Annotated in this window: 14 protein-coding genes; 10 read left to right on the plus strand and 4 right to left on the minus strand. The window is 45.6% G+C overall.

Annotated elements, in window-relative coordinates:
• Positions 1 to 29: 29 nt before the first annotated feature.
• Positions 30 to 1469, minus strand: coding sequence for a D-alanyl-D-alanine carboxypeptidase (locus tag H3S83_RS06095; protein WP_198239185.1), 1440 nt, complete (start codon positions 1467 to 1469; stop codon positions 30 to 32).
• A gap of 237 nt (positions 1470 to 1706) precedes the next feature.
• On the opposite strand from H3S83_RS06095, the gene clpS reads away from it, so the two are divergent.
• Positions 1707 to 2096: an ATP-dependent Clp protease adapter ClpS gene (clpS, locus tag H3S83_RS06100; RefSeq protein ID WP_078039404.1), complete on the plus strand. Its 390-nt coding sequence runs from the start codon at positions 1707 to 1709 to the stop codon at positions 2094 to 2096.
• A 6-nt stretch (positions 2097 to 2102) separates the two neighbouring features.
• Entirely contained in the window at positions 2103 to 4448 is a 2346-nt protein-coding gene (gene clpA, locus H3S83_RS06105) for an ATP-dependent Clp protease ATP-binding subunit ClpA (RefSeq protein ID WP_198239186.1), read from the plus strand.
• 163 nt (positions 4449 to 4611) lie between these two features.
• Here the strand turns inward: clpA and H3S83_RS06110 are convergent, their stop codons facing one another.
• Genes H3S83_RS06110 through H3S83_RS06120 form a run of 3 tightly spaced genes read right to left on the minus strand, consistent with a single transcriptional unit; the run spans position 4612 to position 6274 of the window.
• Positions 4612 to 5034 (minus strand): HIT family protein, encoded by a 423-nt coding sequence (locus H3S83_RS06110; RefSeq protein ID WP_077971178.1) that lies wholly within the window; start codon positions 5032 to 5034, stop codon positions 4612 to 4614.
• Between the two features lie 55 nt (positions 5035 to 5089).
• On the minus strand, positions 5090 to 5809 hold the full coding sequence (locus H3S83_RS06115) for a glycerophosphodiester phosphodiesterase family protein (RefSeq protein ID WP_246741778.1): 720 nt from the start codon (positions 5807 to 5809) through the stop codon (positions 5090 to 5092).
• Between the two features lie 3 nt (positions 5810 to 5812).
• Complete coding sequence (locus H3S83_RS06120; RefSeq protein ID WP_077971180.1) at positions 5813 to 6274, minus strand: RidA family protein; 462 nt, start codon at positions 6272 to 6274, stop codon at positions 5813 to 5815.
• A 147-nt stretch (positions 6275 to 6421) separates the two neighbouring features.
• Between H3S83_RS06120 and H3S83_RS06125 the strand changes: the two genes are divergently transcribed.
• The 8 genes from H3S83_RS06125 to rseP all read left to right on the plus strand — a co-directional run bounded on the left by H3S83_RS06125 (position 6422) and on the right by rseP (position 13552).
• The gene (locus H3S83_RS06125; protein ID WP_077973508.1) at positions 6422 to 7246 is read left to right on the plus strand and encodes a cell envelope integrity EipB family protein; all 825 of its coding nucleotides are present in this window, start codon (positions 6422 to 6424) and stop codon (positions 7244 to 7246) included.
• 205 nt (positions 7247 to 7451) lie between these two features.
• A complete protein-coding gene (gene rpsB / locus H3S83_RS06130; RefSeq protein ID WP_198234312.1) occupies positions 7452 to 8234 on the plus strand; it encodes a 30S ribosomal protein S2 in 783 nt (260 codons plus the stop codon).
• 114 nt (positions 8235 to 8348) lie between these two features.
• On the plus strand, positions 8349 to 9272 hold the full coding sequence (gene tsf, locus H3S83_RS06135) for a translation elongation factor Ts (protein ID WP_198224824.1): 924 nt from the start codon (positions 8349 to 8351) through the stop codon (positions 9270 to 9272).
• Positions 9273 to 9422: 150 nt separating this feature from the next.
• Positions 9423 to 10142 (plus strand): UMP kinase, encoded by a 720-nt coding sequence (pyrH, locus tag H3S83_RS06140; RefSeq protein ID WP_198232166.1) that lies wholly within the window; start codon positions 9423 to 9425, stop codon positions 10140 to 10142.
• Between the two features lie 34 nt (positions 10143 to 10176).
• On the plus strand, positions 10177 to 10737 hold the full coding sequence (gene frr / locus H3S83_RS06145) for a ribosome recycling factor (RefSeq protein ID WP_198224820.1): 561 nt from the start codon (positions 10177 to 10179) through the stop codon (positions 10735 to 10737).
• Between the two features lie 33 nt (positions 10738 to 10770).
• The gene (locus H3S83_RS06150) at positions 10771 to 11496 is read left to right on the plus strand and encodes an isoprenyl transferase (protein ID WP_198232165.1); all 726 of its coding nucleotides are present in this window, start codon (positions 10771 to 10773) and stop codon (positions 11494 to 11496) included.
• Between the two features lie 76 nt (positions 11497 to 11572).
• Positions 11573 to 12388 (plus strand): phosphatidate cytidylyltransferase, encoded by an 816-nt coding sequence (locus tag H3S83_RS06155; protein ID WP_198239187.1) that lies wholly within the window; start codon positions 11573 to 11575, stop codon positions 12386 to 12388.
• 15 nt (positions 12389 to 12403) lie between these two features.
• Positions 12404 to 13552 carry an RIP metalloprotease RseP gene (gene rseP / locus H3S83_RS06160; RefSeq protein WP_198224814.1) on the plus strand — a complete coding sequence of 383 codons (1149 nt, stop codon included), beginning with the start codon at positions 12404 to 12406 and terminating at the stop codon, positions 13550 to 13552.
• Positions 13553 to 13554: the final 2 nt, after the last annotated feature.

Here is a 13554-nt window from a genome sequence, read left to right on the forward strand (position 1 = left end):
TTACCTTTTACGCAAAACTCAGACATTGGTTACATTGTTATCGCATAGCAGTTAAAATTTGCTTTCTTTAGAAGCGAACAGGCGTCCCATGCCGCTTTTTTTGTATTGAAACCGACGAAACGGGCGCGATAGTAGCGCTGGCCGTCTTTTTCAAAAATCTGGGTATAAGGCGTCGCTGTTGCCAAAGCGGAGCGGGCGGCATCCGATGCATTTGACAGCATTTCCGTTGCCTGTTGTTGATTTGGCAAAGAACCGATCTGTATAGCCCAGCCTGTCTGGTCGGAACGCCCGTTGGTTGGCGCAGATGCGGTAATTACGGGATCGATAGCTGTTTTTTCATTGGCATCGTTTTTCTGTTTGGAAACGATTGCCTGATCAAGCTCTTTTACAGCCGGAGCGGTTTTTGCTGTTGTGTTGGCAAGCGCGGTCAAAACATCAGAGTTATTACCCGGCTTTTTGGCAATCTGCGGATTTGAAGCTGTCGTTACAGCTTCTGGCTTCGGTGTCGAAGCGGTTGTATCGGCTTTAGCCACGGCTATGTCGGCTTTGGCAACCGGAACGGGTGCTTTGTGAGGCTCCGGCAAGTCATATTGTGTTGCCGCAATAAGAGGGGCGCGTGTTTTGGCTCGACTTGCTTCCGGTAGATAACGCCGCAAAAGCTCGGCCATGTGCGCGTCACGTAAAGCCGATGATTTGCCACCCATGACAACGGCAACAATAGAGCGTCCATCCATACGCATAGATGTAGCAAGGTTTGAACCGGACATGCGGGTGTAGCCGGTTTTAATACCGTCAACGCCTTTCATATCCCGTACCAACCGGTTGTGTCCGTTAATGGTTTGGCCGCGGAATTGGAAACTTGTGGTTTTGAACCAGTCATACTGCTTAGGAAAATGTTCGCGGAGCGCCAAAGATAAAATAGCAAGATCGCGTGCCGTCGAATAGTTCTGTACGTCCGGTAAACCCGATGCATTGGCAAAATTGGTATTCATCATGCCCAAGCGACGTGCTTTTGCCGTCATGATCTGGGCAAAGCGCTGTTCGGAACCGCCAAGATATTCACCGATTGCAGTTGCGACATCATTTGCAGATTTCGTGATCAATGCCTTGGCTGCAAGCTCTGCCGGAATCGTTTGGCCGGTTCTGAAACCGATTTTTGTGGGTGGACGGGAAGCTGCATAGGCGGAAACCGGAATAGGGGTGTTTGGTGTGACACGACCCGATTGCATTGCCTCGAACAAAAGATAAAGCGTCATCATCTTCGTGAGGGATGCCGGATAGCGACGTGCATTTCCATTAACTTCGTATAAGGTTCGTCCGGTATTGGCATCGACAACTATAGCGGCATATTTATCGGCATAAGCGCTTTGGGGAGCTGCTTGTGCATAGGTCACAGACACTGAAAATATGAGAGTTGCAATGGCGGCTTTCTTTATGAAACGAGCTACTTTTTGGTAGGCTTTTTGCACTTTTTACGACCTTTTATTACGCCAAACAGAATTTGCGACAAAAGGGGTTTCACCGACCCCTGCCGCCTTTTCGCGGGGAAGATTAATATGACAGCGTTACCAATTTCTTTATGAGAACAAATTTTTCGTGATTATTATTTGGCTAAAGGGAGAAGCTTAGTGGTGGAAAATGGCGTAAAACAATTATTAAACTTGCGATTCTGGGACTTATAATCTGTTAAAAATACATTACATGGAATGCATGGGCGAGAAAGAACAATAACCTTGGTAGAATTAAGTTTGCAAAAATTAGCCGGACAGAATGGCGGGAAGGAAAATGAAGACACAGGTAGTTTTGAAACCGGTGTTGCAACAAAATCCCTTCCGAAAGTAAAAAAACCGGATTTTTATCGTGTTCTCCTCTTGAATGATGATTACACGCCTATGGATTTTGTTGTGTTTGTTTTACAAAAATTTTTTCGTAAAAATCGTGAAGATGCAACGCGTATTATGTTGAATGTTCACCATACGGGTGTTGGTGAATGTGGTGTTTATTCCTATGAAGTCGCCGAAACAAAAGTTGCGCAAGTTATGGATTGTGCCCGGGAAAATCAGCATCCTTTGCAATGCGTAATGGAAAGAAAGTGAACTCCGATGCCGTCTTTTACCACAAGCCTCGAAAAGACCCTTCATAGAGCGCTTATGATTGCCAGTGACGCACATCAGGAATATGCGACATTGGAACATTTGTTATTGGCGTTGCTTGATGATGTTGATGCTAAAGCCGTTATCCTTGCTTGTAACGTTGACATTGAACAATTACGCACGCGTTTGACGCAATATGTCCAATCGGAACTCGATTCGCAGATAGGCGATGATGAAGATACCAAGCCTACCAATTCGTTCCAGCGCGTTATCCAGCGTGCGGTTATCCATGTCCAGTCGGCAGGACGGGATATTGTAACCGGTGCAAATGTTCTTGTTGCAATTTTCGCCGAACGGGAAAGTTTTGCTGCTTATTTCCTTCAGGAACTGGGAATGACACGCTATGATGCGGTCAATTTTATTTCCCATGGTATCGCAAGCGAAAATGGCGCTGCGAGCTTCCCGCTGGATGATTCTGATGACGAGGTGTCAACTTCGCAATCGGCCAACAAGGATACCGATGCACTTTCGGCATATTGTATCAATCTTAACGAACGTGCGCGTCAGGGCAAGATTGACACATTGATAGGTAGGGATAAAGAAATTGCCAGAACAATCCAGATTTTATGCCGGAGGTCGAAAAACAATCCGCTTCTGGTTGGAGATCCCGGAGTAGGTAAAACAGCTATCGCCGAGGGCTTAGCAAAACGAATTGTCGATGGCGAAGTGCCAGACGTTTTAAGCAATGCAACGATTTTTTCACTCGATATGGGAATGCTTGTTGCCGGTACCCGTTATCGTGGCGATTTCGAGGAACGCTTGAAACAGGTTGTAAAAGAGCTTGAAAATTATAAGGGTGCCATTCTCTTTATTGATGAAATTCATACTCTGATCGGGGCAGGGGCAACGTCGGGCGGTAGTATGGATGCGGCAAATCTTTTGAAACCGGCGCTTTCTTCCGGACTCATTCGTTGCATCGGTTCGACGACCTATAAAGAATACCGTCAAATCTTCGAGAAAGATCGGGCTTTGGCTCGGCGTTTCCAAAAGATCGATGTCAATGAACCGTCTATTGATGATGCCATTGAAATTCTGAAAGGTTTGAAGCCTTATTTCGAGAACTTCCATCAGATAAAATATACCGATGATGCTATGAAGGCGTCGGTCGAACTTTCATCACGTTACATGTCGGACAGGCGGCTACCTGATAAAGCGATAGATGTGGTCGACGAGACGGGCGCGGCGCAAATGCTGTTGCCTAAAGACAAGAGAAAAAAGACAATTGGTGTGAAAGAGATTGAGGAAACGGTTGCAACAATGGCACGCATTCCTCAAAAAAACATATCACGCGATGATCGCAAAACATTGGCAAATCTCGAAAAAGAATTGCGAAGAGTGGTTTATGGGCAGGATAAAGCGATTGCCGCTTTGACTTCATCGATCAAGCTTGCCCGTGCCGGTCTGCGCGAACCGGACAAGCCTATAGGGAGCTATCTATTTTCAGGTCCGACCGGCGTTGGTAAAACGGAGGTCGCCAAACAACTTGCAGCATCTCTCGGCATCGAGTTGTTACGATTTGATATGTCGGAATATATGGAACGGCATACTGTCTCAAGATTGATAGGTGCGCCGCCTGGCTATGTCGGCTTCGATCAGGGTGGATTGTTGACAGATGCCGTCGACCAGAACCCACACGCTGTGCTTTTGCTTGATGAAATAGAAAAAGCGCATCCTGATCTCTATAATATTCTTTTACAGGTGATGGATCACGGTAAGCTGACCGATCACAACGGCAAGCAGATCGATTTTCGCAACATCGTTCTTATTATGACGACAAATGCCGGTGCAGTCGATATGGCAAAATCTGCAATCGGTTTTGGCAAGACCGAGCGTGAGGGTGATGACATAGAGGCAATTAACCAGTTATTTCCTCCGGAGTTCCGTAACCGGCTTGATGCGATCATTCCATTTGCACCTTTGTCTGAACCGATCATTCATCAGGTTGTACAGAAATTTATTTTGCAACTCGAAGCACAACTTGCCGATCGGGAAATAACCTTCGAGCTGAGTGATGGCGCAACCAAATGGCTTGCTAACAAAGGTTATGATCAACGTATGGGGGCTCGTCCTCTATCGCGGGTTATTCAGGAATATATAAAGAAGCCGCTGGCTGAAGAAATATTGTTCGGAAAGCTCCGCCATGGCGGTACTGTTAAAGTTATGACCGACAAATCGGACAAAAACAAACTGGCTTTGGAAATTATCAGTAATGAAGCACAAACGAACAAAAAACCGGTGAGAGCAGTCAAGGCTTCCGGAAAGCGGGTAAAAAAGCCGACGCCGGCCGATCAATGAATGCAATGACGATATATATAGCAGCAAAATATAACGTCGAAAAATAAATCATATTGAGACAAAAATGCCTGCGCGATGAACCATCGGGCAGGCATTTCTGATAAACTTTCTTGTTATAATGCTTTCGCGCAAAACCGGTTGATTATTGCGGCTCGCCTTTGTTTTAAAGTGCTGCGCGGATTTTTGCGGCAGATTCTTCCAGTGTTTTTGTATCGACTGCTTCCCCGCTATGTGGCTTCAAAGGAACATTTTCGAAACGCGGAATAACATGGAAATGGAGATGAAAAACAGTTTGACCGCTTGCCGGTTCATTAAACTGCATGACAGTTACACCATCTGCATTGAATGCTTTTTTAACAGCCTTTGCTATTTTCTGCACAACCTTGATTACTTTAGCAAGAGTCTCCGGCTCAGCATCCAGTAGATTGCGGGAGCCTTTCCGTGGAACAATCAATGTATGCCCTTTACCTTGCGGCATGACATCCATGAAAGCGATGACATCGTCATCTTCATAAACGCGGATAGAGGGAATTTCTCCACGAATCAACTTCGCAAAAATATTATTTTCATCATAACTTTGTTGCATTTTTCTCCTCACTTATTGTTTTAGACATCGCACTAACTATTAGGATGTACGGGGTTTAATTGTCGTTGTCGGGTTTAAAACCTTCAAATATCATTTGGTCGGCATTAACACGTGCTCTTTCCCACTCTTCAGAATTGTGAATAGTAAAAGCAAGAACGGGCATGCCCAGCTTTTCACGGACAAACCGTACAAAAGGATTGGACAACTGCCTGAAATTATAGGCCACGAACTCCATATCATGAGCAAGCATTGCAAAGTGTTGTTCAATCTCCGAGCGCTTGTTGCCTTCAGCTTTTATCCCATGTGGTATTGCACGGTCACCGAAACGTATGCGCCGTAAAATATGCACATCCTGAGACATGATTGCCGATTTGTTCGGGTAAGCAACCAACAATTCTGTCACCGTTGAAATCAGGCCCGCATCTTCTCCTTCATTGCCTTCCAGATTTGCCAGAACAGGGACTTTGCCGGCAATGTTTTGAAGAAGTGCCTCAAGGGTAAAAATGCGTGACTTGCCCTCACTGGTTTGGATATTGGCAATTTCCGATGAACGGAGATCTATGATACGTTTTTTCTGGCCTGTTATTTGTTCAAGGGAAGCGCCATGAAATACCATCGGAACGCCGTCATGAGACAGTTGGACATCGCAACAAATGGTATAATTTTCAAGCGCTGCCAGTTCGAATGCCGGCAGCGTATTTTCTTGAACAGACTTATCGTAGCCATGAAGTCCACTATTCGCGATGGGCCTTTTTGATAACCAATCAATCCTCATCACTCAGATTTCCAGAATTGCTTCCACTTCCACCGGAACATCCATTGGCAGTGCAGCAACTCCTACAGCCGAACGAGCATGCTTTCCGGCTTCACCCAACACATTGACAAACAAATCCGAAGCACCGTTGGCAACTTGAGGAATGTCGGTGAAATTGGGGTCGGTTGCAACAAAAGCAGTCACTTTTATCACCTGTTTGATTTTGCTCAAATCTCCCAAAGCGGCTTTGGCTTGTGCAAGAATGTTGATTGCACATGCTTCGGCAGATTTTTTTGCCTGTTCGGAAGTGACTGTCCGGCCGACTTTGCCTATTGCGACAGGCTTTCCGTTACTAAGCGGAAGTTGACCGGAAATATAAAGCTGGTTACCGGATTTTCTGGCAGTCACGTAATTTGCTACAGGTTGTACAGCAGCGGGAATTGTAACGCCAAGTTTTTGCAAACGACTTTCAATCGTATCAGACATTTTTTACCTCTTTTCCCGTCATTTCATATTTGCTCAATAACCCATTTTCTCGAACATGGAAATGCGATCTTCAAAAAAAGAAATTACTCGCTTTTTTACCATTATATATGATAACGCCAAGGTTAAGGAAAAAACAGGAATATGCGGATGCCAAAATTTCTATTTGCCTTTATTTTATCGGTTCTGTGCTTGAATGTTGCACGAGGCGAAGATAAAGTTGTCATGGTGCCGCATCTGGCAATCTATGACCTCCAGCTTGAAAATGCTGCGGATAAATCGGGTATTTCGGGTCTCGTCGGCCGTATGGCTTATGAATTCAATGGTTCGGCTTGTGAAGGTTATACCACAAGATTTCGCTTCGTCACGCGCATCAATATGGCTGATTCACCAACGCGTCTTACCGATCAACAAATGACCAGTTTTGAATCGGCAAATGGTAAAGAATTCCGTTTTGTAAGCAAAACTATAATCGATCGGGAAGTTACAAGTGAAACGGATGGCGTTGCGAAAATTTCCAATGGAAATATGATTGTCAATACGAAGAAGCCCAAAGAAAATGAGGTCAAGTTAAAATCGGCCGCTTTTCCGACAATCCAGACTGAAGAAGTCATCCGTAAAGCAAAAGCAGGCCAGCATTTTTACCGGACAGTCTTGTTCGATGGCTCGGATGATGCCGATCGTCTGACCGAAGCGACCGTGGTGTTAGGCGATAAAGTGGATGCAAAATCCGACGATGAAACCAAAATCATGGGGAAACTCGGAAAAGAGCCATATTGGCCGGTGACAATTTCCTATTTTAATGATGACGAGAATCAGGACGGTTTACCAGTCTATCGAACAAGCTTTCTTCTTTATGAGAATGGTGTCACACGCGATCTTGTAATGGATTATGGAAATTTTTCTGTTCGGGGTAAATTGCAAACATTCAAATTATTTGATGTACCGACTTCAAAAGAAAATTGTAAAGACTAACACCGGTTATAACGATTTTTGTATTTTGTTTAAGAATATCGCTTGGTTGAGGTTAAAAGACTTGAAACTTTGTCCGATATCACTTAACTAACCAAATATTCCACACACGGGAAATGGGTGATTGCGGGAGAAATCCGCAATTTTCCGCCGGTGGCAGGTGTTACCTGCCTCATTCCGTGGAGGTTCAACCGGAAAGGATAAAAAAATGGCATTGCCAGATTTTACTATGCGCCAGCTTTTGGAAGCCGGTGTTCACTTTGGTCACCAGACACATCGCTGGAACCCGAAAATGGCTCCCTATATTTATGGGCAGCGCAATAACATTCATATTATCGATCTTGCACAGACTGTACCGTTACTCCATAACGCCTTGAAGGTGGTATCGGATACGGTTGCCCGCGGTGGTCGTGTGCTTTTTGTTGGCACTAAGCGTCAGGCTTCCGACATCATTGCGGAAGCGGCTAACCGCTCGGCCCAGTATTACGTCAATGCGCGTTGGCTCGGCGGTATGTTGACCAACTGGAAAACAATTTCCAATTCTATTCAGCGTTTGCGCAAGCTGGACGGAATTCTTGCTAATGAAGCACAGGGCTTCACCAAGAAGGAACGTCTTAATATTGAACATGACCGCGATAAACTCAATCGCGCACTTGGCGGTATCAAGGATATGGGTTCGGTTCCGGACCTTCTGTTTATCATTGATACAAACAAAGAAAAAATTGCAATCGATGAAGCCAAGCGTCTTGGAATTCCGGTCGTTGCTATAATCGATACCAATTGCGATCCGGATAATATCAATTACCCGATTCCCGGAAACGATGATGCTTCACGTGCGATTGCTCTTTATTGTGATCTGGTTGCAAAGGCTGCCCTTGATGGTATCGCCCGTCAACAAGGCGCAATGGGCGTTGATCTTGGTGCACAGGCGGAAGCTCCTGCCGAACCTGCTCTGGAAGAAAATAAAGAAGCAACTCCTGCCGCAGAATAATGAATAAACTGTGCCCTTGAGAAAAGGGCACTCCAACTCAATGATGTATGGTCGCGGGCGTGCTGAGGGGTAATCCTTGCACGCTTTCGCCGTTATTAAGATTAAGAGGCAAATATGAGCATTACCGCAGCACAGGTGAAAGAACTTCGCGAATTGTCGGGCGCCGGTATGATGGATTGCAAGACAGCACTTGCAGAAACAAATGGCGATATGGAAGCAGCCGTTGATTGGCTGCGTAAAAAGGGCATTGCCAAGGCTGATAAAAAAGCTGGTCGTACAGCGGCTGAAGGTCTCGTAGGTGTAGCCTCCAACGGTAAAAAGGCTGTTCTTGTCGAAGTGAATTCCGAGACAGACTTTGTTGCCCGTAACGATGCGTTTCAGGATATTGTTCGCAATATTGCAAAAGCCGCGCTGGATACGGATGGAACATTGGAAAAAATTTCGGTTTCAAGCTATCCGGGGTCAGATAAAACTGTTGCCGAGACACTCAAAGATGCCATTGGCAAAATCGGCGAAAACATGACATTCCGTCGTTCCGCTGAGCTATCTGTCGATAATGGCGTTATTGCCACCTATATTCATAACGGTATTGGTGACGGTCTTGGTAAAATCGGTGTTCTTGTTGCAATCGAAACCAATGGCGATAAAGATGCAGCCGAACATTTTGGTCGGCAGGTTGCCATGCATGTTGCTGCAACAAATCCTTTGGCATTGACTGCCGAGGAAGTCGATCCGGCAGCTGTCGAACGTGAAAAAGCAATTTATTCCGAACAGGCTCATCAGTCTGGAAAACCTGCCAACATTGTAGAAAAGATGGTGGAAGGTCGTATGCGCAAATTTTATGAAGAAGTTGTTCTGCTTTCACAGGCCTTTGTTATCAATCCTGATGAAACTGTAAGCCAGGCTTTGAAAAATGCAGAAAAAGAAATCGGCGCACCGGCAAAAATAAAAGGTTTTGTTCGTTTTGCTCTCGGTGAGGGTATCGAAAAAGCCGAAAGTGATTTTGCAGCCGAAGTCGCTGCTGCAGTAAAAGGCTGATTTTTGGACAAAATCCGGTTTATTTGCGTAAAAACAATGCTTTTTGCATTGTGAGACACGGAAAAAACGTTGTAGAGAGGGCATCGCGTGACAATGCGGTGCCCTTCGTGTATCGAGGGCACAAATGAATTTTGCATTTGGAGACTACTGATGACAGATACCCCGCTCTATAAACGAATTTTATTGAAGGCCTCGGGCGAGGCATTAATGGGTGGGCAAAGTTTCGGTATTGATGTTTCAGTTGTCGATCGTATTGCCAAAGACATAGCTGATGCCCATGAAATGGGGGTTGAAGTCGGTGTTGTTATTGGTGGAGGAAATATTTTTCGCGGCGTTGCGGTGGCCTCACGCGGTGGTGATCGCGTAACCGGTGACCATATGGGGATGCTGGCAACAGCGATTAACTCTCTTGCATTGCGCACATCATTGACAAAGCTCGGGGTAGATGTTGTCGTGCTTTCCGCCATCGCAATGCCACAAATCTGTGAAAGTTTCTCGCAACGCAAGGCTGTCGGCTATATCAGTCAAGGCAAGGTTGTCATCTTCGCAGGTGGCACCGGAAATCCGTTTTTTACCACTGATTCGGCAGCCGCGCTTCGAGCGGCAGAAATCGGAGCGGATGTGCTTTTAAAAGCTACCCAGGTTGATGGAATATACTCGGCCGACCCGAAAAAGGATCCTTCTGCAACCCGTTTCGACCATTTAACGCATGAAGAAGTTATCAAAAAGGGTCTTGCAGTCATGGATACCACCGCAATTACTCTGGCTCGTGAAAACCATATTCCTATTATTGTCTATTCGATCAGTGAAAAGGGTGGACTGGCCAATGTGTTGAATGGCACGGGACGCTATACAGTGGTATCGGAGTAATATTCGTCTAAAAATAATCCGAAGGAGAGTTAGTATGAGTGACGCTACAAATATCGACGATCTCAAGCGCCGTATGGAAGGCGCCATTTCATCATTCAAACACGAGCTCACTGGTTTGCGGACCGGTCGTGCTTCCGCGAGCTTGCTTGAACCGATAACGGTCGAAGCTTATGGCTCGACTGTGCCGCTTAATCAGGTCGCCAATATTTCGGTACCGGAACCGCGCATGTTGTCGGTTTCAGTCTGGGATAAAACAATGGTGTCTGCAGTTGACAAGGCCATTAGAGAATCTTCATTGGGCCTGAACCCGATAACGGACGGTACAACTTTGCGTATTCCATTGCCGGAACTTAACGAAGAACGCCGCAAAGAGCTTGTTAAAATTGCTCACCAATATGCGGAGCAGGCGCGCGTTGCAGTCCGCCATGTTCGTCGTGACGGAATGGAAGGATTGAAAAAGGCTGAAAAGGATAGCGAGATCAGTCAGGATGAAAGCCGTATTGCTTCTGATAAAATTCAGAAATTGACGGATACGACGATCGGCGAGATCGATAAGGTATTGGCTGCTAAACAAGCGGAAATTATGCAAGTCTAAAACTATTTATTGCAGCAAACAGGTCGGAAAAATATGTTATATCCACGTCATATTGCCATCATTATGGATGGAAACGGCCGATGGGCACGTGCTCGTGGATTACCCAGAATTGCAGGTCACAAGATTGGCATGGAAGCACTTCACCGTATTGTGCATCATGCCAGTCAAATGGGGCTCGAATGGTTGACGGTTTTTGCTTTTTCTTCTGAAAACTGGTCACGCCCTGAATCTGAAGTCAATCATCTGATGGGACTTCTGAAGTTATTTATAAAACGTGATCTGCTTGATCTTCGCGATCATAATGTCCGTGTATGGGTGATAGGCAATCGTGAAGAGGTGCCAGCGGATATTCAGAGTCTACTCGATGAAGCAGAGACAATTACGCAAAAAAATGACGGACTCAATCTTGTTGTCGCATTCAACTATGGTGGACGTGCCGAAATTGTCCGGTCTGTAAAAAAAATCGCCAAATCTCTGGCAAACGGAAATATCAATATTGATGAAATTGATGAAGCCGTTTTTTCAAAATATCTTGATACGGCTGAAATGCCGGATCCTGACCTAATAATCCGCACTAGCGGGGAGCAACGTTTGTCGAACTTCTTGCTTTGGCAGTCGGCTTATAGCGAATTTTATTTTGCTCCCTGTTACTGGCCTGATTTCGATGAAAGACAACTTGATATAGCTGTTGAAGATTATTGGTTACGTGAACGTCGTTTCGGTCGTGTACCAGATTATAAAAAAGAAAAGTTGTTATAACTTTGATCTTTATCTTAAAAAGAAATTGGATGAAAAATAAAGTTCGGGATGCAAATTTGTTCGGATCGGAGAACCGATGTCTAATCTTCTCATGAGAATTCTGACGGCTATTGTCTTTGCAGCTATAGCACTTTTTCTGACATGGGAAGGCGGCTTTGTATTTGCTTTATTTGCCTGGTGCGTTGGAGGCTTTGTTTTATACGAGTGGAGAGGGATTAGTAAAAGCTGTTGGCGGCAAATAGACAAAATTATTGCCTCCGTGGCATATATTATTTTTGGCATTCTGCTTGTTGCCGATTTTTCAGCGCCTCTCGTTTTTGCTGTAATTTTTTTATGTGCTATTGTCCTCGCAGTTGTGGCTGGACGCAAAGCCGGTTGGGTCGCTGGAGGCTATCTCTATGCAACTTTGCCCGTACTATCTTTGACATATATAAGAGGAGAAGAACCATTCGGATTCGGTGCGATAGTTTTTCTCTTCGCTATTGTTTGGGGAACGGATATAGCAGCCTATTTCAATGGACGTTCGCTCGGTGGACCGAAACTTGCTCCCAAATTTTCTCCTAATAAAACGTGGAGTGGGGCCATTGGCGGTGCGTTGGCCGGTACTGCAGGTGGATGCCTCGTAGCATTTGTAGCGCTTGATACTACTCCTGCCAATTTGTTTATCCCCGTACTGTCTCTTGCTCTTTCGATAGTGTCGCAAATTGGAGATATTTCTGAATCGTGGGTAAAACGCCACTTTGGTGTGAAAGATTCAGGGCACTTTCTGCCTGGACATGGCGGCTTTATGGATCGCGTTGATGGACTGGTTTTTGCGGCCATTCTGCTTTATCTCGTTGGTGCAATCGCTGCAGATATGACAGTTCCTTCGAATATGTTTAACCTGATCTGATTGACGGAGCCTCTCTTGGAAATAATGAGTTTTATTGCTGATGTCGGCACACCATTATTGCGTATTTTTGGTGTGATATGTGTCATCATGGTCATTATTTTTGTCCATGAAATGGGCCATTATCTTGTGGGGCGCTGGTGCGGCATCGGCGCAAGTGCCTTTTCACTGGGATTTGGTCCGGAAATCTGTTCGCGAACCGATAAACGTGGTACACGCTGGCGCATTGCATTGATACCTCTTGGCGGCTACGTGAAATTTATCGGCGATGAAGATGCTGCCGGAATGGCTTCGAAAGCTGATGCGGCGGCGCTTCCCGGATCTTTTGCTTCGGCTGGTGCCTGGGCTCGCGCTGCTACCGTTTTTGCCGGACCATTTACCAATGCGCTTTTTACCGTTGTGGTTTTGTCGTTTTTCTTCTTTTCTTATGGCAGAATAATCATTGAACCGGTCATCGGTTCGTTGGTAGACGGTGCGCCCGCAATGACGGCAGGGTTAAAACCCGGAGATCGTTTTATTGAGATGGATGGTCAAAAGGTTGAAAGTTTTGACGACCTCATCGGTTATGTTTCGCTCCACGGAGGTGATCCGATCGATTTTACTCTGGAAAGATCAGGGCAGCCTTATAACGTTACCATTACGCCAAAACCGACGGAACGGGATGACGGATTTGGCAATAAAGTTCGCGTCGGCATGATTGGCGCTGGAGCACCTGCTGATCCGAATAATCCGGGAAGACTGGATCCGGCCTATGAAAAACATGTCAATTATGGATTGTTTTCGGCAATTGGTGAAGCAACGGACAAATCGGCTTTTATTGTCGTTCAGACAGTTCGTTTTCTCGGGCGATTGATTGAAGGGCGGGAAGATCGCTGTCAATTGAGTGGCCCTTCGAAAACGGCAACGATAGCTTGGCAGGTAAGCGAGACCGGATTTATGTCGCTTCTCAATCTTACAGCCTTTCTTTCAATCGGTATCGGGTTGATAAATCTGTTTCCTTTGCCACCGCTTGATGGCGGGCACCTGGTTTTTTATGTTATTGAAGGTGTTATCGGGCGGCCGGTTCCCAAGCGTATTCAGGAAATCATTTTTACCGTCGGCTTTATTATTGTCGTTGCTTTTATGTTATTTGCAATATCCAACGATTATTTATGCTGGTTAGGTTGATT

Origin of the sequence: Bartonella sp. W8122 (assembly GCF_016102485.1) — a bacterium.
GTDB lineage: Bacteria > Pseudomonadota > Alphaproteobacteria > Rhizobiales > Rhizobiaceae > Bartonella > Bartonella apihabitans.

Bases quoted from the DNA above. Each gene is read 5' to 3' on its own strand.
- tsf (WP_198224824.1), top strand. From the start codon at position 8,349: ATGAGCATTACCGCAGCACAGGTGAAAGAACTTCGCGAATTGTCGGGC.
- H3S83_RS06120 (WP_077971180.1), bottom strand. From the start codon at position 6,274: ATGTCTGATACGATTGAAAGTCGTTTGCAAAAACTTGGCGTTACAATT.
- frr (WP_198224820.1), top strand. From the start codon at position 10,177: ATGAGTGACGCTACAAATATCGACGATCTCAAGCGCCGTATGGAAGGC.
- pyrH (WP_198232166.1), top strand. From the start codon at position 9,423: ATGACAGATACCCCGCTCTATAAACGAATTTTATTGAAGGCCTCGGGC.
- clpA (WP_198239186.1), top strand. From the start codon at position 2,103: ATGCCGTCTTTTACCACAAGCCTCGAAAAGACCCTTCATAGAGCGCTT.
- H3S83_RS06155 (WP_198239187.1), top strand. From the start codon at position 11,573: ATGTCTAATCTTCTCATGAGAATTCTGACGGCTATTGTCTTTGCAGCT.
- rpsB (WP_198234312.1), top strand. From the start codon at position 7,452: ATGGCATTGCCAGATTTTACTATGCGCCAGCTTTTGGAAGCCGGTGTT.
- H3S83_RS06110 (WP_077971178.1), bottom strand. From the start codon at position 5,034: ATGCAACAAAGTTATGATGAAAATAATATTTTTGCGAAGTTGATTCGT.
- H3S83_RS06125 (WP_077973508.1), top strand. From the start codon at position 6,422: ATGCCAAAATTTCTATTTGCCTTTATTTTATCGGTTCTGTGCTTGAAT.
- clpS (WP_078039404.1), top strand. From the start codon at position 1,707: ATGCATGGGCGAGAAAGAACAATAACCTTGGTAGAATTAAGTTTGCAA.
- H3S83_RS06150 (WP_198232165.1), top strand. From the start codon at position 10,771: ATGTTATATCCACGTCATATTGCCATCATTATGGATGGAAACGGCCGA.
- H3S83_RS06115 (WP_246741778.1), bottom strand. From the start codon at position 5,809: ATGAGGATTGATTGGTTATCAAAAAGGCCCATCGCGAATAGTGGACTT.